The sequence below is a fragment of the Shinella sp. M31 genome, from assembly GCF_049199205.1.
Taxonomy (GTDB): domain Bacteria; phylum Pseudomonadota; class Alphaproteobacteria; order Rhizobiales; family Rhizobiaceae; genus Shinella.
Genome location: NZ_JBLZPH010000066.1, coordinates 44,284 through 66,615, shown reverse-complemented (window position 1 = coordinate 66,615; position 22,332 = coordinate 44,284). Strand labels below are relative to the sequence as shown.

The window sequence follows — 22,332 nt, the reverse complement described above, 5'->3', positions numbered from 1 at the left end:
ACATTCATGTTATGCGCACTGCAGCACGGTTGACTGGAAGGGGCAAGCCGTTAAAGACGACTTTGGCAGTAAAGAATAAAGCACCTGGAGGACCGATGCACCTGCTCAAGACGTCTCTCGCCGCCCTCGCCCTCTCGGCCGCCGGCCTGGCCTTCGCCGCGCCCGCTTTGGCAGACGGTGAAGTCAATATCTATTCCTATCGCCAGCCGGACCTGATCAAGCCGCTGCTCGATGAATTCACCAAGGAAACCGGCATCGCCACGAATGTGCTCTTCCTCGACAAGGGCCTCGTGGAACGCATCCAGGCGGAAGGTGCCAATTCGCCGGCCGACGTCATCCTGACGGTCGATATCTCGCGCCTGACGGAAGCCAAGGACGGCGGCGTGACGCAGCCGGTGACGAGCGACGTCATCAACAAGGACATTCCTGCCCAATATCGCGATCCCGACGGCAGCTGGTTTGGCCTGACCACGCGCTCCCGCGTCGTCTATGCCTCCAAGGAGCGCGTCGCGCAGAACGAGATCACCTATGAGGAGCTTGCCGACCCGAAGTGGAAGGGCAAGATCTGCACGCGCGACGGCCAGCACTCCTACAATATCGGCCTGATCGCCTCGATGATCGCCCATCACGGCGAAGCCGAGGCTGAAAAGTGGCTGACGGGCCTGAAGAACAACCTCGCCCGCAAGCCCGACGGCGGCGATCGCGATCAGGCCAAGGCCATCCTTGCCGGCGAATGCGATCTGGCGCTCGGCAATTCCTACTATGTCGGTCTGATGATGACCAACGAGAAGGAGCCGGAACAGAAGGAATGGGCCGCCGCCATCAAGGTGCTCTTCCCGAATGCCAACGACCGCGGCTCGCATGTCAACGTCTCGGGCATGGCCATGGCCAAAAATGCGCCCAACAAGGACAATGCGCTGAAGCTGATGGAATTCCTGTCGGCAGGCACCGCCCAGCAGATCTATGCCGAGCAGGTCTACGAATATCCGGTCCTGCCGGGCGCCGAGCCGTCCGAGGTCGTCAAGTCCTTCGGCACGCTGAAGGCCGATGTGCTGCCCCTCATCGACATCGCAGCCAACCGCAAAAAGGCCTCCGAGCTGGTCGACAAGGTCGGCTACAACGACGGCCCGTCGCAGTAATACCGAAGCCTCCCAAGGCGAATGCGAAACGGCGGCTCTCGGGCCGCCGTTTTCATTTGTTGCGCGATGCTTCAGCCTATTGCAAATCCGGATCCGACTGGCCGGAAATGATCCGGGCGTAGTCGATGATGTCCTTCCTGCGCTGCGGCGTGCCCGGATGGGTGGAGAGCAGGCTGGTGTCCGACTTGTCGCCGAGCTTCTCTTCCAGAAGCGTGAAGAAGCGGGCAATCGCCGTCGGGTCGTAGCCGGCCTTCGCCATCAGCTCGACAGAGCGCCGGTCGGCGGCGCTTTCGGCGTCCCGTGAATAGGACAGCGCCAGAAGACCGCCGCCCTGTACCAAAACATCCTCCACGCTGGAACCGACGTCGCCGGCGATCAGCATGATGAGGCCCGTCATGCCGGCGGCGCGGTAGAGCTGTCGGAGGCTGTGTTCGAGTTCGACATGGCCGATCTCGTGCGCGAGCACGCCGACGATCATCTCGCTGTCCTTGCCGGCCAGTTCGACGAGTTGATCGGTCACGACGAGCGTACCGTCCGGCAGCGCAAAGGCATTCGGCCCGATGAAGCCGCCGTCGCGGAAATTGAGATTGTAGGCACCCGCACCACGCGGCGACTGGGCGGCGATGCGCGCAAAACCCTCGGCGATCTCGTCGCGCTTTTCCGCCGAGAGTTTCGTCGGCGAGAAGGTTGTCTTGTCGAGTGCCTGCAAGGTGCCTTGCGACATCAGCTGCGGCACGATCGGCGGCGTGGTGAGGATGGCGACCTCGACGAGCGCCGGTACACCCCAGCGATAGACGATGCTACCGAGCGCGAAGGCCGCGAGCACGATGACGATGAGGCGCAGGCGGAATTGCTCCAGCCAGTGCACGAGCCCCGCCCCGCCCTTCCCGCGCGCGGCGAGATAGCGGTCGATGCCGTCATTGTCCCAGGTCTCGAAAACCGAGCCATCCGGAAAGGTCACCCGGCGCGGGATGGAGCCGACACGGCCGGAGATTTCGACCCAGGAGAGACCGGCGCCGGCGAGCGGCTTTTCGCCTCCCGCCGACAGCGCAGCGATCTCCCCGGCCCGTTCGACGAGGCAAGCCTCGACAGAGCGGCTGGACCCGGCTGGGTGCCAATCTCCCTTGGCAATGGCCCCGCCGGCAATGGTCGCAGTTTCAGAAGCCAAAATCGAAACCTTCAAAGTCCATGAATTCGGCCCCAACGGCCGACCCTTGCGCCTCCAGCGCGCTGAAAAGCTCGCCGACATCGCCGGTGAAGGTAATGCCGGTATGCTCGAAGGTATAGCGCGCCATGCGCACCGCCGCCCAGGGGCGCATTAGGCCGAGGGTGAGCAGCGTGACGATGACGTTGCTGATCGCAATCCAGGTGTAGCGGGTGCGCGACAGGTCGCTCAGCAGCTGATGCTTGCCGTCGAAGGTCGTGGCGGACCAGGCGATGTTGCGCACGCCCGCCCGATAGAACAGACCGGCAATACCCATCGTCGTGAACAGCACGATATAGCCGATGACCGCACTGATCACGAGCGGGATCTGCTGTTCGGGCGTCAGCGAGCCGGGCGTCTCGATCATCGGCAGGATGAGCGAGATATTGGCGACGACGAGAAGCGCGACGATGCCGAGGCCGATGATGGCGATCAGGAACGACAGAAGCCAGGACTTGTAAAGCGGCCCGAGCTTCGGATCCGTCTCGAAGGCCTTGCCGCCATAGCGCAGATTCGAGCCGATGTAGCGCGAGACCCAGCGGCTGGCGAGCGGCGTGAGGATGCCGAGCGTGATGACGGCGAGCAGACCGCCGAGGATGAAGGCCTTGAAGGCTCCGCCCGCACCACCGACGAAATCGAAGCGCACATTGCGGTAGCTCGTGACACGCGCGCTGAAGCGCAGGCCCTTCGCAACCAGCCATGGCAGGGCGATCAGGACGACGAGGGTCGGCAGGAGAACGAGGATCGGCACGACGGCGGCGATGACGTTCAGAACGACGAAGGCGCCGAGAACGATGAGGCGGCCAATGAGGATTTGCAGGCCCTTGGCGTGATATTCGAAGGACCGGCCGAGCAGCACGGTGTTGCCGAAGAAATAGCGGTTGCGCCGGACTTTAGCCCAGGCCGAATAGATGCCGATCGTGAGGATCGTCAGGAGAACGTTGACGATCCAGATGCCGAAATATTCCGACGCCCGGCCGGTAAATGTGACGCGATGAAAGCCGCCCGCCTGCCCTGCGGGTTGCGGCGATCCTGCCAAAGACATGGTTGCCCCCTTCGAAAATTCAAAAACACGAGGGGGTAACGGGCCGCGCTTGCGGCCTATTCTTCGCAAAGCACAAAAAAGGGCCCCCTTGCGGGAGCCCTTTTCAATGGTCGATCCGATGGGATGATCACTTCATCGTCGGGATGGAGAACTCGGCACCGCCCTTGATGCCGGACGGCCAGCGGCTCGTGACGGTCTTGGTACGGGTCCAGAACTTGATCGAGTCCGTGCCGTGCTGGTTGAGGTCGCCGAAGGACGAGGACTTCCAGCCACCGAAGGAGTGATAGGCAAGCGGAACCGGGATCGGAACATTGACGCCGACCATGCCGATATTGATGCGGCTGGCGAAGTCACGGGCGGCATCGCCGTCACGGGTATAGATCGCAACGCCGTTGCCGTATTCGTGCTTCATCGGCAGGTCGAGCGCTTCCTCGTAGGTCTTGGCGCGAACGACGGAGAGAACCGGGCCGAAGATCTCGGTCTTGTAGATTTCCATGTCCGGCGTGACATTGTCGAACAGGCAGCCGCCGACGAAATAGCCGTCTTCATAACCCTGCAGCTTGAAGCCGCGGCCATCGACGACGAGGTTTGCACCTTCCTCAACGCCCTTGTCGATGAGGCCGAGGATGCGCGTCTGGGCTTCCTTGGTGACGACGGGGCCCATGTCTGCCTTGTCATCGGTGTACGGGCCGATGCGCAGGCTCTCGATCATCGGGGTGAGCTTTTCGATGAGGCGGTTTGCGGTTTCCTCACCGACGGGAACGGCGACCGAGATCGCCATGCAGCGCTCACCGGCCGAGCCGTAACCGGCGCCCATCAAGGCGTTAGCGGCCTGGTCGAGGTCGGCATCGGGCATGATGATCATGTGGTTCTTGGCGCCGCCGAAGCACTGGGCGCGCTTGCCGTTGGCGGCAGCGGTACCATAGACGTAGCGGGCGATCGGCGTGGAGCCGACGAAGGAAACGGCGGCGATATCCGGATGCGCGAGAATGCCGTCGACCGCACCCTTGTCGCCGTTGACGACGTTGAGGATACCGGCAGGCAGGCCGGCTTCGATCATCAGCTCGGCAAGGCGGATCGGGAGCGACGGGTCGCGCTCGGAGGGCTTCAGGATGAAGGCGTTGCCGCAGGCGATAGCGGGCGCGAACATCCACATCGGAATCATGCCCGGGAAGTTGAACGGCGTGATGCCCGCGCCGATGCCGACCGGCTGGCGGATCGAATACATGTCGATGCCGGGACCGGCGCCCTCGGTGAATTCGCTCTTGGAGAGGTGCGGGATGCCGATGACGAATTCGCAGACTTCCAGGCCGCGGATGACGTCGCCCTTCGAGTCTTCGACCGTCTTGCCGTGTTCCCTGGAAACCAGTACGGCCAGTTCGTCCATATGCGTGTTCAAGAGTTCGACGAACTTCATGAAGACGCGGGCGCGGCGCTGCGGGTTGGTGGCGGCCCACTTCGGCTGCGCGGAAAGCGCGCTGTCGATGGCGGCCTGCAGATCGGCGTCGTTGGCAAGCGCGACCTGCGCCTGGACTTCACCCGTCGCCGGGTTGAACACGTTGGCGGTACGGCCGCTGGTGCCGGGCACCTGCTTGCCATGAATGAAATGGCCGATCTGGTACATGGGGAGTCCTCCGTGGTTATGAGCGGATGATCGCACTTCAATTTGCACAACACAATCACCTCCTATAAGGAACCGTTGTGCAAAAATTAAAGTCGGAGCCAACATGAACTGGGACGACGCCCGTATGTTCCTCGCCGTTGCCCGCACCGGCCAGATCCTCGCCGCCTCTCGCCGCCTCGGCGTCAACCACGCGACGCTCAGCCGCCGCGTCAGCGCGCTGGAGGAAGCGCTGAAGACCCGCCTGCTCATCCGCCGCACCAATGGCTGCGACCTCACCGCCGAGGGCGAGGCCTTCCTGCGGGCGGCCGAGCGGATGGAGACGGAGATGCTGGCGATGCAGGCAAGCATCGGCCGGATCGATACGGCCGTCGCGGGCACCGTGCGGGTCGGCGCGCCGGATGGTTTCGGCGTCTCCTTCCTTGCGCCGCGTCTCGGGCGGCTGACGGCGCGGCATCCGGAACTCAAGATTCAGCTGGTGCCGGTACCCCGTTCCTTCTCGCTTTCGCAGCGCGAGGCCGATATCGCCATCACGCTGGAGCGGCCCGAACAGGGCCGGCTCGTCTCGTCGAAGCTGACGGACTATACGCTCGGCCTCTATGCCTCACGCGACTACCTTGAGGAAAACGGTACGCCGGAGACCGTCGAGGACCTAAAGGCGCATCGCCGCGTCGGCTATGTGGAGGACCTGATCTTCACCGCTTCGCTGAATTTCACCGGCGAGATCATGCGCAGCTGGGATGCGAGCTTCGAAATATCCAGCGCCACCGGCCAGACGGAGGCCGTGCGTTCCGGTGCCGGTGTCGGCATCCTGCACGACTATATCGCCCGGCACTATCCGGAGCTGGTGCGCGTCCTGTCTGACAACACGATCCGCCGCGCCTACTGGACGACATGGCACGAAAGCGCGCGCGATCTCGCCCGCGTGCGCACCGTCGCCGAATTCGTGCAGGAGCTCGTGCGGCAGGAGCATGCAATCTTTCTCTGAGCGCCAAGCGGCCTCAGACATGCGCGGGCGGCTGCGCCCGCGCCACCAGGACGATGCCGCCGAGCGAGACGAGAAGGCCGAGCGCCATCGCCCAGGAGAGCGGCTCGCCGAACATCAGGAAGGCCCAGATCATCGTGACCGGCGGGCTGAGATAGAGGATCGCCGTCACCCGTGCCGGCGAGGATTTGCGCAAGGCGAGATAATAGAGGCTCCAGGCACCGAAGGTAGCGACGAAGACCAGCCAGAGAATGCCGCCGATGAAGCCGCGGTCCAGGACCGGCAACACGCCGCCCTCATGCCAGGCGAGCACGGAAAAAATCACGGCCGCCGCGAGGCACTGGAAGCAGAGGCTCTGGTAAACCGGCATAGCATTGACCGCGCTGCGCTTCTGCAAAAGTGTGGCCAGCGCAAGCGAGAGTGTGCCGAGCATGGGCAGTCCATAGGCCCAGAGCGGAACATTGCCCCAATCGAGCGAACCGCCGGATGCGATGACGACGCCGGCAAGGCCGATGAAGGAGCCGACCCATTGCCGCCCCGTCAACGCCTGCCCGAGAATGGGCCAGGACAGGAAGGCGACGGCAAGCGGCAGCATGTCGGTGATCAGCGCGACGAGCCCCGTCGGCACGCCAAGCCCGATCGCCAGCGCGAAGCCCGAGAGATAGCCGGCCATGGCGAGCGCGCCGAGCAGCATCTGGAAGAGCACGTCCCGGCTCCGGATCTTCGGTCCCATGGTGAGCGCGAAGGGCAAAAGCACGAGGCCGGACACGAGGCTGCGCCACAGCAGGATCAGGAAGATCGGCGCATGATCGCTGGCAAAGCGCACGCCGATGAAGCCGGCGCTCCAGCACACGACGAGCGCGGCTTCGAGGAGGACGAGGACGGCAAGTGCTGTGAACCGGTTCGGCCGGCGCAAGGGCAAGGCGAGATCGGAAGCGCTCATAGCCGGTCAACGATCGAAAGGGCGATTCGGCGCGCCGCCTTCAGCCGCCCGTCGTGGCCGTCGAGACCCGCGCGGGCCATGGCGCCCTCCAGCACGAAGGAGAGGTGCTCCGCCGTCTCATCGATCGCGGCACCAAGCTCCGGCTTCATCTGGCGAAGGTAATCCTTAAAGAGCTGCTCGACCTCTTCCTTCTGAAAGGCGACCGTTGCCCGGCCGGCATCGCCGACGGGCAGTTCGGCAGCGGCATTGAGCAGCCCGCAGCCGCGAAAGCCCCAGCCATAGGCGAGTTCGGCATGGTCGATATAGGAATCGAAGACAGCGAGCAGCTTTTCGCGCGGTGTCGCGGCCGTGGCGAGGCGCTCGCGATAGAGCACGTGCCATTCCTCCAGCCGCGCATCGAGATAGGCCTTCACCAGATCCGACTTGGAGGCAAAATTGTTGTAGAGGCTCATCTTGGCGACGCCGGCATGGGCGGTGATCGTATCGATCCCCGTCGCCCCCACCCCATCACGATAAAACAGCACCGCAGCCGCCTTCAGCAAGCGCTCCCGCGCAGGTATACGTTCGCCCATCGTCCACCTCGATTTAATATATAGACCGATCTACCTAATTCATCGGTTTGTCAAGGGAAGCGCGGCGTGGAAAGAAGCGGCGCAGCGTGCTTGGAGGATCGCTCACTGGGAAAGCGAACGAAGCCATCAAGCCACAACGATCAGATCAGCAAGAAAGATTCTGGGGGAGGATAAAATATTCCTCTCTCCCGATAAGTCCTATCGAAACAACTTATCAGGAGAGAGGAATGGTACGGTTGAGTGGGGTCGAACCACCGACCTCAGGTGCCACAAACCTGCGCTCTAACCAACTGAGCTACAACCGCACAGGGCGCGTCGTCCGCGCTTGGTGCGTCACATACGGGCAGCCGCACCATTTTTCAAGCGTTTTTTATCGGCTTGCACAAACGAAAATGGCCGGACAATCGCCCGGCCATTCTATCACAGGGTCGAAACCCGCGCCATCTGGGGCTTAGACGGTCTTGAAGGACTTCATGGCCTTTTCAGCAGCCGACTTGCCCGGAGCCGAAACCTTCTCGGCAACCTTCTTGGAGGTTTCCTGAAGCGACTTGGCCTGTTCGACGGCAACTTCCGCCTGCTTGCGCAGGAAGGCGGTCTGCAGTTCGAAGAGTTCGGCAACGGACTTCACGCCGAGCAGGGCTTCCATGTGCGAAAGCGAGTTTTCGGCATTGGTGCGCAGCGCGTCGATGGCCTTGAGGCCGAGTTCGACGGAACCGGCCTGCGCGCTTTCGAGCGTCGCTTCAACGGTCTTGGTAGCGTCTTCGGCGGCTTCCTTCATCTTGGCATAGGCTTCCTTGGTCTGCGCTGCGCCCTTTTCGGCGAAGTCGCGGAAGCTTTCGGAAATCTTGGACGGATCGATGGAAGCGATCGAGAATACGTCGTCGGTCTTCTTGGTAGCCATGGTATGCGCTCCTTGGTTTGGCCCTCTCTGGAGGCGCCGCGTTCTGGGATGACCTGCATATAGTCGATCTTCTTTCGCAATGCAACAATTTTGTGCGCTGCACAATAAACCCCTTCGGCGTTAACCCTTCCGCCCGAAAGCCGCGGGCTTTCAGGCCTCGACGCTGGACCCTCCGGGGGAGCGCGGCTATTAATAAAGCGTTAATTGAAAACCGGGACGCCGGAAGCCAGATACAGGCCTGAACATGTCCGCAAAGCAGTATCCCTTTATCGACGTTGCCGTCCACGAGCGGGTGCGCCTGCCCTTCGCGCGGGGTGAGGCCGTCGTGCTGTTTTCCAAGGACATGAGCCGCGTTCTCTGGTCGAACGGCCGGGGAGCCGCCCTGTTCGGCGAAGAAAACATCTACGATTTCCTCGATGCCGGCCCGGAACGCGGCGATGTCGCCTTCCGCCAGCTTTCCGCGACCGCCCGCCAGGTGCAGACGCCCGGCGACCGCCGCAGCTTCATCATGCGCATCGGCAGCGGCTTTCGCAGCGTGCCCGTCAACGCCACCGTCGAGGCCGTGACCATCCGCCCCGGTGACGAGGCCATCCTATTCAGCGCGCCCGTTGCCGCCGGTCAGCAGAGCCAGGAAGACGCGGCTGCCGCCATGCTCACCGGCTTCGACGATCCCGACACACACATGGCCGTGCTCGATGGCGAGGGCACCGTCGTCGCCGGCTCCGAGGGCTTCGACAGACTTGCGATCAGCCCCGAAACGCGCCGTGCCCTTGTCGAGGCCGCCGGCCGCAGTGCCGAACGTCTCGTCAAGCGCCCCGTCGCCACTGGCCTCGGCCATCTGCCCGCCGCCATCGGCCGTATTTCCAGCGATCCCGCGCTGCACCTGCTGTTTGCCGTCGAAACGATCCTCGGCCATCTCGATCCGGCTGAAGACGAGGCCGAGCCCGTCGCGGCGCAGGAAACCGTCACCCCGGAAGCGGAAATCGTCACCGGCGCCGTGGATGTGCCGGCGACAGAGGATGAGCCGGTTGGCGAGATGACGGAGGTTTCACCCGAAACCGCGCTTGAAGCGGCCCCGATCGTCGAAGAGTCCGCGCTGGAAAGCGCTGCTGAGGTCGCGGAACCGGTTGAGATTGAAGAGCCGCAGCTTGCGGAGACACTTCCGCAGCAGCTGGAAGAGCCTGAAGAGGCACCGGAGGCGATTGTCTCCGAGGACACGGCTGTCGATGCGCAGGAAGACGTCGTGGCCGAAGCCCCCGATAAACCCGCCGTCGTCGCGAGCGAGGAGATGGAGCAGCCGGTGTCGGGCTTCGTCTTCAACCGTCAGGGCCGGCCGATTCGCTTCGTCTGGAAGATCGATGCCGAGGGACGGTTCAGCGAGATTTCGGATGAATTCGCCACAGCCGTCGGCCCGCGGGCGTCGGCCGTATCCGGCGCGCGTTTCATCGATGTCGCCGCCCGCTTCGATCTCGATCCCGAAGGCAAGATCGGCGATCTGCTCAGCCGCCGCGACACGTGGTCCGGCAAGACGATCTTCTGGCCGGTCGAGGGTACCGCGCTGACCGTTCCTGTCGATCTCGCAGCCCTGCCCACCTATTCCCGCAACCGTGAATTCGACGGTTTCCGTGGCTTCGGCATCGTGCGCATCGCCGATGCCGTCGAGGATGTTCATGCCCGCGGCCTGACGCTCGGCGAGACCGCCGAGGCGGAAGACGAGACTGTCGCACCGGCCGATGTGGCCGAAGCGCCGATAGAGTCTGCGGTGGAGGAAACCCCTTCCACCCAGGAAGAGGCAATCGCCGAGGCGGGCGAACCCGTTGTGGAGGAACAGGGCCTGGAATCCACCGAGACCTCGGACGAAGCGGCATCGCCTGTCGAGGCGGAGGAAACACCCGTCACCGCTGACGACGAGCAGGACGCCTTCCGCGGCGAGCGCCCGGCGCTTCGCCTGGTGGATACGCCGAACCGCCGTCATTCCGACAAGGTCGTGCAGCTCGAAACCCGGCGCAATCGCGGCGGCCTTTTCGATGGCCTTTCAACCGGCGAACAGGCGGCCTTCCGCGAAATCGCCCGCCAGCTCGGCGAGACCTTCGGCAAGCGCAAGCCGGAGGACCGGCCCGCCGACGGCGCCGCGGACGAGACGCCCGCAGCCAGCCTCGCCGACACCACGGAGCCGGCCGGCGAAGACGATAACGCTGCCAACACGATCTTCATCGACACCGATGAACCCGAAACGGAAATGCCCGGCCTGGAAGTCGGCCCGCATGCGGACGACCTTCTGAACGAGGAGCACGCCAGCGAGCGCACGGCGATCGCGCCCCCGCGCACGCAGATGGATTACGGCCTCACCGCCACCGTGGTGGATGCCCTGCCCGTCGCGCTGCTCGTGCATGTCGGCGATCGGCTGATCCATGCCAATCCGGAATTCTTCCGCTTCAGCGGTTATCGCAGCCTGGAGGACCTCCAGGCCTCCGGCGGCCTCGATATCCTGCTCGCCGCCCCGGACGAGGAAAGCGAAGACGGCGACGGCACGATGGCGCTACGCCATGCCGATGGCGAAAGCACCAGCCCCGTGCGCGCCCGCCTCCAGTCGATCCGCTGGGAAGACGGCACCGCCCTGATGCTCGCGCTGACGCCCGCCCATGAAAAGCCGGCGCTGACGCTCGTCGAAACCACGCCCGCGCCGGTCCCCGAGGCCGAGGAACGGACGGACGATAACGCTGCCGTTTCCGCGCTGCGCATCGAGATCAGCGAGCTGCGCTCGATCCTGGAAACCGCGACCGACGGCGTCGTGGTCGTCGGGCAGGATGGCGATATCCGCTCGATGAACCGCTCGGCCAGCGCCCTCTTCAACTATGACGAGGATGAGACGCGCGGCCGGCCCTTCGCCATGCTGTTTGCCCATGAAAGCCAGAAGGCGGTGCTGGATTATCTTGCCGGCCTCTCGGGCCATGGCGTCGCGAGCGTACTCAACGACGGACGCGAGGTCATCGGCCGCGAGGCGGCTGGCGGCTTCATTCCGCTGTTCATGACGATGGGCCGCCTCTCCTCGTCGTCGGGCTTCTGCGCCGTCATCCGCGACATCACCCAGTGGAAGCGCACGGAAGAGGAACTGCGCAGCGCCAAGCGCGCCGCAGAGACGGCAAATGCCCACAAGAGCGATTTCCTCGCCCGCGTCAGCCACGAGATTCGCACGCCGCTCAATGCCATCATCGGCTTTTCCGACATGATGGCGACGGAACGCTTCGGGCCGATCGGCCATCCGCGCTATATCGAATATGCCAATGATATCGGCCGCTCCGGCCGCCATGTGCTCGATATCGTCAACGACCTGCTCGACATTTCCAAGATCGAGGCGGGCGAGATGGATCTCGAATTCACCGCCGTCGGCCTCAACGAGACGATCTCCGAAGCCGTCTCGCTGGTGCAGCCGCAGGCGAACGGCCAGCGTGTCATCATCCGCACGTCGCTCTCCAACAATGTGCCGCAAATCGTCGCCGACCTGCGCTCCATCAAGCAGATCGCGCTCAACATCCTGTCGAACGCCATCCGTTTCACGCCCTCGGGCGGGCAGATCGTGGTCTCCACCGCTTATGAGGCGAATGGCAGCGTCGTGCTGCGCATCCGCGATACGGGCGTGGGCATGACGCGCAGCGAACTGGAACAGGCGATGAAGCCCTTCCGCCAGGTTACGACCGGCGCACGCAAACGCGGCGACGGCACCGGCCTCGGCCTGCCGCTGACCAAGGCGATGGTCGATGCCAACCGGGCGAATTTCTCCATCAGCTCCACGCCGAACGAAGGTACGCTGGTCGAGGTGAGCTTTCCCTCACCGCGCGTGTTGGCAGATTGAGCCGGATGCTCTAGGACCGGCAGAACGCCTTTCGGCAGTCCCCGCCACGAACGGGGCGCCGCATCGTCGAGGGAACGTCTTGCAGGTCCAGTCCGAACGCGCGCCGCGCGTGCATCGCCGCTCGGGTGCGGCGCGCCATCCGCTTCTCTCCGCCTCCGCGGTGCTTGCCGCGGCAATCGTGCTCATGCCGGCGATCGCCATCGTCGTCATCGCAGCGACGGGCGGCGTCGACAACTGGCCGCATCTCCTGAGCAACGTCATTCCGCGCGCGACGCTGCGCACGATCATCCTGCTGGCCGGCGTCGGCATCCTGACCACCGTCACCGGCGTCATCACGGCCTGGCTGGTGGCGAGCTGCGACTTTCCGGGCCGCCGGGTCCTGTCCGGCCTGCTCGTCCTGCCGCTCGCCATTCCCGCCTATCTCGGCGCCTATGCCTTTGCGGAATTCTTCTCCTTCACCGGCCCGGTGCAGACGGCCTATCGCGCGCTCTTCGGCTTCCAGACAAGCCGCGACTACTGGTTTCCGGAAGTGCGCACCACCGGCGGCGCCATGCTCGTGCTGTCGAGCGTGCTTTATCCTTACATCTATCTCGCCGCCCGCTCGATGTTCCTCATGCAAGGCCGCGCGGCGGCCGATGTGGCGCGCACGCTCGGCGCCGGGCCGCTGAAGGTTTTCGCGCGGATCCAAATCCCCATGGCGCGACCGGCGATCATGGTGGGGCTGACGCTCGTCGCCATGGAAACGCTGAACGATATCGGCGCCGTCGAATATCTCGGCGTGCAGACGCTGACCTTCTCGATCTTCGACACCTGGCTCAATCGCGGCAGCCTTGCCGGGGCGGCGCAGATCGCCTGCGTCATGCTGGTCTTTGTCGTCTGCCTGATGATGGTGGAACGCGCCGCCCGCCGCCGGCAGCGCTTCGCCAGCCAGAAGACGACGGCTGCGGTGCACGATTCCGTGCGCCTCAAGCTGAATGGCTGGAAGAAATGGGCAGCAGGCCTCGCCTGCCTCATGCCGCCGGTGATCGGCTTTGCCATCCCGGTTTATGTTCTGGGCGGCTACGCGGCCCGGCGGCTGGAGGAGTTCGCCTCGACGCGGCTGCTCTCGGCGCTCTGGAACAGCATGCTCGTGTCCGGCTCGACGGCCATTGCCGCCGTGCTGCTCGCCTTCCTGCTGGCCTATGCCGCGCGCACGACCCGCTCGCGCCTCAACGCTGCCGCCGGGCGTTTCGCCTCCTTCGGCTATGGCGTGCCGGGAACGGTGCTGGCCATGGGCGTGCTCATTCCGCTCGCCAATTTCGACAATGCGGTCGATGCTTTCCTGCGGGCAAATCTCGGCCTTTCGACCGGCCTGCTTCTCTCCGGCACCGGCTTTGCCATCATCTATGCCTGCACGGTGCGGTTCCTGACGATGGCGGAGGGCACGATCGATGCCGGCTTCCACAAGCTCTCGCCGCATCTCGACATGGCGGCCCGCACGCTGGGCCGCACCAGCAGCCAGACACTCTGGACGGTGCTCCTGCCAATGATGCGTCCGGCAACGCTGACCGCCGCCCTCCTCGTCTTCATCGAAACGATGAAGGAGCTCTCGGCGACGATCATGCTGCGCCCGTTCAACTTCAACACGCTGGCGACGCTGGTCTATGAGGACGCCTCGCGGGCGAAGGTGGAGGATGCCGGCGTGCCCGCGATCATCATCGTCGCGGTCGGGCTCATTCCGGTCTTTCTGGTGTCGCGGTCACTGGACAAAACGAGCACATAAAAAAAGGGCGGCAAAAGCCGCCCTGATAGTTTGAATGCTGTCCAACAAAAGCGAAGGTGAACGGCTTCATGCCATTGGGGTCGGGTGCGACCGGAACGCCCTCCATCGGGCGCGCTCAAGTTGGGACGACCTTGCCCCATTCCGGCTTAACAAAACCTTACCCGGCCCGTTCCGGCACAAACCTTTCGTTCACATCTTCGTGCGTTTGGTTAATTCGACCGGCAAAAAATCTTTAATGCCGGTGACACTCAGGACTGGAGCGCCGCGAGATTGGCGAAAAGGTCCAGCGCTTCCGGATTGGCAAGCGCCTCCTTGTTCTTGACCGGCCGGCCATGCACGACCTCGCGCACGGCGAGCTCGACGATCTTGCCGGATTTGGTGCGCGGGATATCGGTGACCTGGATGATCTTGGCCGGCACATGGCGCGGTGACGCGCCGGTGCGGATCTTCGTCCGGATAGTCTTTTCCAGCGCCTCATCCAGCACCTTGCCGGGCGCAAGGCGCACGAAGAGCACGACGCGCACGTCGTCGTCCCAATCCTGGCCGATGCACAGCGCCTCGACGACCTCTTCCAGCTGTTCGACCTGGTTGTAGATTTCCGCCGTGCCGATGCGCACACCGCCCGGGTTCAGCGTCGCGTCCGACCGGCCATGGATGATGATGCCGTCATGGCTGGTCCATTCGGCGAAGTCGCCATGGCACCAGACATTGTCGAAACGCTCGAAATAGGCCGCGCGGTACTTCGCGCCGTCGGCATCGTTCCAGAACATCACCGGCATGGAAGGAAAGGCCTTGGTGCAGACCAACTCGCCCTTCTCACCGCGCACGGGATGGCCGTCCTCGTCCCAGACATCCATGGCGAGGCCGAGGCCGGCGCCCTGGATTTCGCCGCGCCAGACCGGCTTCAAGGGAATGCCGAGCACGAAGCAGGAGACGATATCCGTGCCGCCGGAGATGGAGGCGAGCTGCACGTCCGGCTTGATGCCCTCATAAACGAAGGAGAAGCCTTCCGGCGAAAGCGGCGAGCCGGTGGAGGTAAGGAGCCTGAGGCTCGACAGGTCATGCGTCGTGCGCGGCGTGAAGCCGCCCTTGCGCACGGCATCGATATATTTGGCCGAGGTGCCGAAGACGGCAAATTTTTCCGCCTGCGCATAGTCGAACAGGACATTGCCATCGGGATGGAACGGCGAACCGTCGAACAGGCAGAGCGTGGCACCGACGGCGAGACCCGAGACCAGCCAGTTCCACATCATCCAGCCGCAGGTGGTGAAGTAGAACAGCCGGTCGCCCTCGACGAGGCCACAATGCAGGCTGTGTTCCTTCAGATGCTGGAGGAGCGTGCCGCCGGCCGAATGCACGATGCATTTCGGCACGCCCGTCGTGCCCGAGGAGAAGAGGATATAGAGCGGGTGGCGGAAAGGCAGCTGCGCGAAGGTGAGCGGTTTCGCCTCGTAGGGCGCGGTCAGCGCATCGAGCGTGCGGCCATCCGGCAACGCGGCGGCCAGCGCGCCAGCGTCACCGGCATAGTGCACCACGAGCACGGGCACGCCGAGCTTGCCGGCCACGGCCTGCACCTTGGCGGAGACATCCTGCAGCTTGCCGGCATACCAGTAGGCATCGCAGGTGATGAACAGTTTCGGCGCGATCTGGCCGAAGCGGTCGAGCACGCCCTGTTCGCCGAAATCGGGCGAGCAGGACGACCAAATGGCGCCGAGCGAGGCGGCGGCGAGCATGCAGGCGATGGTTTCCGGCATGTTCGGCATCATGGCGGCGACGCGGTCGCCCTCCCCGATCCCCATGGCGGCAAAGGCCTGCTGAAGCTTCGAAACGCGGGCGCGCAGATCGTCCCAGGACCAGCGATAGGAAACCCTGTCTTCGCCGCGGAAGACGATGGCATCTTCAGAACCACTCTTCCGGAGCAGGTTTTCCGCAAAGTTCAGACGGCCCTCTGGAAAAAACCGGGCGTCCAGCATGCGCTCGCCGTTCTCCAGCGCGGCGCCGCCCTTTTCGCCGATGGCTCCGCATTCGTCCCAGATCGCCGTCCAGAAGGCGGCGCGATCTTCGACGGACCACGCGTGAAGCGCGTCATAGGTCGTGATGTCGCGACCGGCGATGCGGCCGGCGGCCTTCATGAACAGGGCCATCGGGCTCATTGCCAGGATGTCGGCCGAAGGTTCCCACAGGGGCAATTCTGACGTCATGCTTTCCTCCACTCCATCGCATTCGTATATCATGTTGCGACGCAATAAAAAGCTCCGGCTGCCGGTTCGCGGCACCGATGAACGCAATTCCGCCATGGCGACATTTGATTTCTTCCTCCCGAGCGCCTATCCCCTTCGCGCAACCCCAAGAAAGAGCTGACGGCAGAGGATCCGTGCCCGAATGACCCTGTCCCGTTTCATCCGCTCGAAGCTCCTTGTACGGGGTCTGCTCGTCGCGCTTGCCCTGCTGTTTGCGGTGCGCGTTGGCTTTCCCTTCCTCCTGCAGACCGACACGGTCGGCAAGGCGATCAAGGAAACGCTGGAGGCCTGGACGGGAGCTGAGGTACGCATCGGCAAGAAACCGGAATTTGCCTTCTGGCCCTATCCGCGCGTGACGATCGGCAATGTGCGCATCGCCACCCGCCCAGTTGACGGCAAAAGCGAGGAACTGGCGTCCGTCGAGGCGATCTCGGCGACCTTCGACCTGATCGGTGCGATGCGCGGCGTTCCCGTCTTCAGCGATCTCGAACTGGTGCGCCCGACGGTGCGCGTCGGCTGGAATGCCGCGGGCGCCTTCAACTGGAAACACCGCGGCTGGCTGGTGCAGGCAATCGATGCGACCGCCGCAACGCCCGAAGGGCAGGCCATCCCCGCCATGCCGAGCGAACGCCTCGGCACGGTCACCGTCAACGATGGCATTCTTGAGGTAGCCCGTGCAGGCGAAACGCCGGCCTATCGCATCACCGATATCAACGGCATCGTCACCTGGCCGGCGTTGCGCCAACCCATGGATCTCTCGCTTTCCGGCATCGTCAACGGCGAGATGACGCGCTGGACCTTCGGCTGCGACCAGCCTCTGGCGCTCTTGGCGGGGCGCAACGCCAATGCCCGCACCAGCTTCTCCGCCGATCCGGCCACACTCAATTTCGAGGGCATGGCCAATCTTTCGCATGCCGCCTTCGTTGCCGGAACCATGCAGCTCTCGACACCCTCGCTCGCGCATCTGCTGGCCTGGCAGGGCAAGGACATTTCCGCCATCGGCAATGTCGGGTCGGTGAATGTCGAGGCGAAGGTCGCAACGGCGGGTTATGCGGCCAAGCTCGAGGACGTGAAGCTTGCCCTCGACAATGCCGAGGCGACCGGCGTGCTCGACGTCAATCTGCCGCCGCAGGGCCTGCCGCAGATCGGCGGCACACTGGCCTTCGATCACATCGATCTCAGGGCGCTGCTTTCTATCTTTGCGCCGCTGTCGGGCTCCAAGGAGACCGCAACGCCGTTGGATACGGCTTTCGTGCACCAGTTCGGCATGGATCTGCGTCTCTCCGCCAAGACGGCGGAGTTCGCGCCTTTTTCGCTGCAGGGTCTCGCCGCGGGCATGCGCATCGAAAACGGCCGCGCCTCCTTCGACGTCGGCGACAGCACGCTTCTCGATGGCCGCATGACCGGCCGCATCGCACTCAACGAGCAGGGTTTTCGCGGCGGTGCGCAGGTGCAGATGTCGCTTGACAATGTCGATATCGGCACCGTCGTCAGCACGCTCGCACTGCCCGGACCGCTGCCGTCAGGCCATGGCTCGGCCGATTTCGAGCTCTCGACGGACCGGCCGCTCTGGGCGACGACGCTGTCGGACATGTCCGGTGAGTTCCGCCTGCGCATGGGGCCCGGCACGCTGACCCATTTCAACCGTCAGGCCTTCGAGGAACAGGCGGCGAAGAACGCCTTCTTCACGATCTCCAGTGCCGCAGACGGCTCCTTCGATTTCGTGCGCGCCGATCTGGAAGCGCGGCTCGACCGCGGCATTGCCGAACTCACCAAGGCGGAAATCGAGGGCAACGAGAAGCTTCTGACGCTCTCCGGCATGATCCCCTATCGTTCGGGTAGCCTGGCGCTGGCCGGGACGCTGGCCGATCGGCCGCAGGCGGATGCGACGGCCGTAGTCAATCCGGCCCTCAGCTTCTTCGTCGGCGGGTCCTGGCCGGAGCCGGTGATCTCGCCGATCTCGATCCTGACGGGGCAGCAGCCCCGCCAGTAATCGCATTTTCCGGATACTCAGCGGCCCGCGAAGGCCGCCTGCTCGTCGCGCTGGCGCTGCACTTCGCGCCGCTTCGTCATGACCGAGGCGATGATGACGCCGATGGCGACGAAGCCGATGAGCAAGGTGCAGGCCGCGTTGATTTCCGGCGTCACACCCAAGCGCACCTGGCTGTAGATCTTCATCGGCAGCGTGGTGGCACCGGGACCTGACGTGAACGAGGAGATGACGAGGTCGTCGAGCGACAGCGTCAGCGCCAGCATCCAGCCGGACAGCACGGCCGGCGCGATGATCGGCAGCGTCACCTCCAGGAAGGTCCTGACCGGTGTTGCGCCGAGGTCCAGCGCGGCCTCCTCGACCGAGCGGTCGAAGGAGAGCAGGCGCGACTGCACCACCACCGTCACGAAGCACATCGAGAAGGTGATATGCGCCAGCATGACCGTGACGAAGCCGCGGTCGAAGCCGATGGCGACGAAGAGCAGGAGCAGCGACAGGCCGGTGATGACTTCCGGCATGACGAGCGGTGCATAGACCATGCCGGAAAACAGCAGCCGGCCGCGGAAGCGTGTGTAGCGCGTCAGCGCGAGCGCCGCCATGGTGCCGAGTGCGGTTGCGGCCGTTGCCGAGATCAGCGCCACGCGGATCGTCACCCAGGCGGCGTCCATCAGGCCCTGATTGTGGAAAAGCGACACGTACCATTTCGTCGAGAAGCCGGCCCAGACCGTCACGAGCTTGGACTCGTTGAAGGAGAAGACGACCAGCAGCACGATCGGCAGATAGAGGAAGGAAAAGCCGAGAACGACCGATGCGATGTTGAAACGGGACCAGGTGTTCATGGGCTTACCTCCCCTGCTCTTCGGCCTTGGCCTGCGCATTCTGGAAGAACACGATGGGCACGACCAGGATGAGGAGCAGGATGGTTGCGACGGCGGCCGAGACCGGCCAGTCGCGGTTTGCGTTGAATTCGTTCCACAGCGTCTTGCCGATCATCAGCGTCTGCGATCCGCCGAGCAGGTCGGGAATGACGAACTCGCCCACGGCCGGAATGAAGACGAGCATGCAGCCCGCGACGATGCCGGGAATGGAAAGCGGGAAGGTTACCTTCCAAAAGGCCGTGATCTGCGGGCAGCCGAGGTCCTGCGCGGCCTCGATCAGCGTGTTGTCCATCTTTTCCAGCGCGGAATAGAGCGGCAGGATCATGAAGGGCAGGTAGGAATAGACGATGCCGATATAGATCGCCCAGTTTGTGTTCATGATGATCAACGGCTGGTCGATGACGCCGAGGTTGATCAGGAACTGGTTGAGTAGCCCTTCCGGCTTCAGGATGGCGATCCAGGCATAAACGCGGATGAGGAAGCTCGTCCAGAACGGCAGGATCACCAGCATCAGGAGCGTGGGGCGCAGCGTGCGCGGCGCCTGCGCCATGCCATAGGCGATGGGATAGCCGATCAGGAGCGTCACCAGCGTGGAAACGCCGGCGATCCACAGGCTCGACATATAGGCGTTGAAATAGAGCGAATCCTCGGTCAGCCAGACGAAATTGTCGAAGCTGAACTGGCCCATCTTCGCAAGAATACCGGACAGGCCATCCGACCATGCGAAAGCCGGCTCGTAGGGCGGCTGGGCGATGGCGGTGGTGGACAGCGAGATACGGAAGACGATGAAGAAGGGGATGAGGAAGAAGAACAGCAGCCAGGCATAGGGAATGATGATGACAAGGCGGCTGAAGAGGGCGGAGCCGAGCTTCTTCATCGGGTCAATCCTTCAGCACGACGCCGGCCGTCTCGCCGAAGGAGACCCAGACCTTCTCGTCATAGGCGATCGGGTCCTCGACCTCGCGCTGGGCATTCAGCATGGAGGCCTTCACCACCTTGCCGCTGTCGAGCTTGACGTAGAAGACCGTCATGTCGCCGAGGTAGCCGATGTCCCAGATTTCGCCCTGCGCGGCATTGACCGAGGCATCGGCGGGGGCGGCCCGCGTCACCTTCAGCTTTTCCGGGCGGATGGCGAAACCGGCGGTCGAACCGGTGGCCGGCGTGCTGCCCGCGGCGGTGCGAATGGTGAAACCTTCGGCGACGGCGAGTTCGATCTTGCCGTTGCCACTGGCCGAGACCTTGCCGTCGAGAATGTTCACGTCGCCGATGAAGTCGGCCACGAAACGGGAATTCGGGGCTTCATAGATTTCCGCCGGCGTGGCCACCTGGATGACCTTGCCGTGGCTCATCACCGCGATGCGGTCGGCCATGGTCATCGCCTCTTCCTGGTCGTGGGTCACGACGACGAAGGTCAGGCCGAGTTCCTGCTGCAGGTCCATCAGTTCGAACTGGGTTTCCTCGCGCAGCTTCTTGTCGAGTGCGCCGAGCGGCTCGTCGAGCAGCAGCACCTTCGGGCGCTTGGCAAGCGAGCGGGCGAGCGCCACGCGCTGCCGCTGGCCGCCGGAAAGCTGGTGCGGCTTGCGCTTGGCGAACTGTTCGAGCTTCACCAGCTTGAGCATCTGGGCAACGCGCTCGGCGATCTCGTTCCTCGGCATGCCGTCCTGGCGCAGGCCGAAGCCGATATTGCTCTCCACCGACATGTGCGGGAAGAGCGCATAGGACTGGAACATCATGTTGACGGGCCGCTTGTAGGGCGGAATGCCGGCAATGTCCTGGCCGTCGAGGATGATCTCACCCGAGGTCGGTCGCTCGAAACCGGCCAGCATGCGCAGGAGCGTGGACTTGCCGCAGCCCGATGCGCCGAGCAGCGCGAAGAATTCACGGTGATAGATGTTGAGCGTGAGATCGTCGACGGCCGTGAAATCGCCGAACCTCTTCGTGACATTGCGGAACGTGATGTACGGTTTTGCGTCCGGGTCCGTCCACGGTGCAAAGGCGCGACGAATATTGCCGAGAGATTTCATTGCCTGTCCCCATCTCTTATTTTGGGCAGCTCTTAAGAAAAATGCCCGGAAGTGGCTTCCGGGCAATTCGCTTTGGACCGGTTATTGGCCGGTCACGATCTTCGTCCAGGTGCGCGTGAACAGGCGCTGCGTCTTCGGATCGAGCGTCGTGTTGGTGAAGAGCTTCTTCAGCGTCTCGTCATCCGGGTAGATCGTCGTGTCCTTGACGATCTCTTCCGGCATCACGGCCTGAGCGGCCTTGTTGCCGTTGGCATAGTGGATGTAGGTCGATGCCTTGGCGATGACTTCCGGTCGCATGATGTAATCGAGGAAAGCGTGCGCTTCTTCGACATGCGGCGCATCGGCGGGGATCGCCATCTGGTCGAACCACATCTGCGTGCCTTCCTTCGGGATGGCATAGCCGATCTCAACGCCGTTCTTGGCTTCGTCCGCGCGGTCGCGGCCCTGGAAGATATCACCCGACCAGCCGACGGCGATGCAGATATCGCCATTCGCCAGGCCGTTGATGAATTCCGAGGAATGGAACTTGCGCACGAAGGGCCGGATCTTCTGCAGGGCTTCCTCTGCCTTGGCGATGTCGGCCGGGTCGTGGCTGTCGGGGTTCAGGCCCAGATAGGCGAGCGTGACAGGAATGATATCGGTCGGCGAATCCAGCAGGTTGATGCCGCAATCCTTGAGCTTTTCGGCATTGGCCGGATCGAAGATCACGTTCCAGCTGTCGATCTGGTCGGTGCCGAGCGCTTCCTTGATCTTGGCCTTGTTGTAGCCGATGCCGATCGTGCCCCACATGTAGTTGATCGAGTATTCGTTGCCCGGGTCGAACGGCTGCATGCGCTCGGCCACCATGTCCCACATGTTCTTGAGGTTCGGCAGCTTGGACTTGTCGAGCTTCTGGTAGACGCCGGCCGCGATCTGGCGCTGCAGGAACGTGTTGGTCGGCACGACCACGTCATAGCCGGTACCGCCGGCGAGCAGCTTGGTTTCGAGAATTTCGTTGGAGTCGTAGACGTCGTAGACGACCTTGATGCCGGTTTCCTTGGTGAAGTCGTCGATGATCGAGCTGTCGATATAGTCCGACCAGTTATAGACGTTGACCACCTTGTCCTCTGCCAGGGCGCTGCCCGCGCCAAGCATCGCGCCGAGGGCGGCCGTCGCCAAAAGAATACGTCTTATCA

The 22,332-nt window shown here is 63.6% G+C and carries 16 protein-coding genes and 1 tRNA gene; 5 read left to right on the top strand and 12 right to left on the bottom strand.

Features of this window, described 5'->3' with window-relative positions:
* The first annotated feature begins 95 nt into the window (after window positions 1-95).
* Complete coding sequence (locus ACOZKU_RS10325; protein WP_421578788.1) at window positions 96-1,139, top strand: Fe(3+) ABC transporter substrate-binding protein; 1,044 nt, start codon at window positions 96-98, stop codon at window positions 1,137-1,139.
* A 76-nt stretch (window positions 1,140-1,215) separates the two neighbouring features.
* Here the strand turns inward: ACOZKU_RS10325 and ACOZKU_RS10320 are convergent, their stop codons facing one another.
* The 3 genes from ACOZKU_RS10320 to ACOZKU_RS10310 form a co-directional block, all read right to left on the bottom strand.
* A complete protein-coding gene (locus ACOZKU_RS10320; RefSeq protein WP_421578787.1) occupies window positions 1,216-2,307 on the bottom strand; it encodes a M48 family metallopeptidase in 1,092 nt (363 codons plus the stop codon).
* Window positions 2,297-3,388 carry a YjgN family protein gene (locus ACOZKU_RS10315; RefSeq protein ID WP_314092787.1) on the bottom strand — a complete coding sequence of 364 codons (1,092 nt, stop codon included), beginning with the start codon at window positions 3,386-3,388 and terminating at the stop codon, window positions 2,297-2,299. The genes ACOZKU_RS10320 and ACOZKU_RS10315 overlap by 11 nt, the downstream gene beginning before the upstream one ends.
* A gap of 127 nt (window positions 3,389-3,515) precedes the next feature.
* Complete coding sequence (locus ACOZKU_RS10310; RefSeq protein WP_314092786.1) at window positions 3,516-5,012, bottom strand: CoA-acylating methylmalonate-semialdehyde dehydrogenase; 1,497 nt, start codon at window positions 5,010-5,012, stop codon at window positions 3,516-3,518.
* A 103-nt stretch (window positions 5,013-5,115) separates the two neighbouring features.
* Between ACOZKU_RS10310 and ACOZKU_RS10305 the strand changes: the two genes are divergently transcribed.
* Window positions 5,116-5,997, top strand: coding sequence for a LysR family transcriptional regulator (locus ACOZKU_RS10305; protein WP_421578786.1), 882 nt, complete (start codon window positions 5,116-5,118; stop codon window positions 5,995-5,997).
* Between the two features lie 13 nt (window positions 5,998-6,010).
* On the opposite strand, the gene ACOZKU_RS10300 is transcribed toward ACOZKU_RS10305, so the two are convergent.
* From ACOZKU_RS10300 to ACOZKU_RS10285, 4 genes are all read right to left on the bottom strand, one after another.
* Complete coding sequence (locus ACOZKU_RS10300; protein WP_421578785.1) at window positions 6,011-6,937, bottom strand: DMT family transporter; 927 nt, start codon at window positions 6,935-6,937, stop codon at window positions 6,011-6,013.
* Window positions 6,934-7,509: a TetR/AcrR family transcriptional regulator gene (locus ACOZKU_RS10295; RefSeq protein WP_421578784.1), complete on the bottom strand. Its 576-nt coding sequence runs from the start codon at window positions 7,507-7,509 to the stop codon at window positions 6,934-6,936. The genes ACOZKU_RS10300 and ACOZKU_RS10295 overlap by 4 nt, the downstream gene beginning before the upstream one ends.
* A 228-nt stretch (window positions 7,510-7,737) precedes the next feature.
* Window positions 7,738-7,814 (bottom strand) — tRNA-His (locus tag ACOZKU_RS10290).
* Window positions 7,815-7,960: 146 nt separating this feature from the next.
* Complete coding sequence (locus ACOZKU_RS10285; RefSeq protein WP_421578783.1) at window positions 7,961-8,410, bottom strand: phasin; 450 nt, start codon at window positions 8,408-8,410, stop codon at window positions 7,961-7,963.
* 244 nt (window positions 8,411-8,654) lie between these two features.
* On the opposite strand from ACOZKU_RS10285, the gene ACOZKU_RS10280 reads away from it, so the two are divergent.
* Together ACOZKU_RS10280 and ACOZKU_RS10275 are read left to right on the top strand one after the other, a co-directional pair.
* The gene (locus ACOZKU_RS10280; protein WP_421578782.1) at window positions 8,655-12,263 is read left to right on the top strand and encodes an ATP-binding protein; all 3,609 of its coding nucleotides are present in this window, start codon (window positions 8,655-8,657) and stop codon (window positions 12,261-12,263) included.
* A gap of 184 nt (window positions 12,264-12,447) precedes the next feature.
* Window positions 12,448-14,025 carry an ABC transporter permease gene (locus ACOZKU_RS10275; RefSeq protein WP_421578804.1) on the top strand — a complete coding sequence of 526 codons (1,578 nt, stop codon included), beginning with the start codon at window positions 12,448-12,450 and terminating at the stop codon, window positions 14,023-14,025.
* Between the two features lie 248 nt (window positions 14,026-14,273).
* Here the strand turns inward: ACOZKU_RS10275 and ACOZKU_RS10270 are convergent, their stop codons facing one another.
* Entirely contained in the window at window positions 14,274-16,226 is a 1,953-nt protein-coding gene (locus ACOZKU_RS10270; protein ID WP_421578781.1) for an acetoacetate--CoA ligase, read from the bottom strand.
* Between the two features lie 181 nt (window positions 16,227-16,407).
* Here ACOZKU_RS10270 and ACOZKU_RS10265 point away from each other — a divergent pair, with 181 nt between their 5' ends.
* Entirely contained in the window at window positions 16,408-18,258 is a 1,851-nt protein-coding gene (locus tag ACOZKU_RS10265; protein ID WP_421578780.1) for an AsmA family protein, read from the top strand.
* A gap of 17 nt (window positions 18,259-18,275) precedes the next feature.
* On the opposite strand, the gene ACOZKU_RS10260 is transcribed toward ACOZKU_RS10265, so the two are convergent.
* The 4 genes from ACOZKU_RS10260 to ACOZKU_RS10245 form a co-directional block, all read right to left on the bottom strand.
* The gene (locus ACOZKU_RS10260; protein WP_117368285.1) at window positions 18,276-19,094 is read right to left on the bottom strand and encodes an ABC transporter permease subunit; all 819 of its coding nucleotides are present in this window, start codon (window positions 19,092-19,094) and stop codon (window positions 18,276-18,278) included.
* Window positions 19,095-19,098: 4 nt separating this feature from the next.
* Entirely contained in the window at window positions 19,099-20,010 is a 912-nt protein-coding gene (locus tag ACOZKU_RS10255) for an ABC transporter permease subunit (RefSeq protein WP_421578779.1), read from the bottom strand.
* A 4-nt stretch (window positions 20,011-20,014) separates the two neighbouring features.
* Entirely contained in the window at window positions 20,015-21,157 is a 1,143-nt protein-coding gene (locus ACOZKU_RS10250; protein WP_421578778.1) for an ABC transporter ATP-binding protein, read from the bottom strand.
* Between the two features lie 81 nt (window positions 21,158-21,238).
* Window positions 21,239-22,291, bottom strand: a complete 1,053-nt coding sequence (locus ACOZKU_RS10245) for a polyamine ABC transporter substrate-binding protein (protein WP_421578803.1) — start codon at window positions 22,289-22,291, stop codon at window positions 21,239-21,241.
* Window positions 22,292-22,332: the final 41 nt, after the last annotated feature.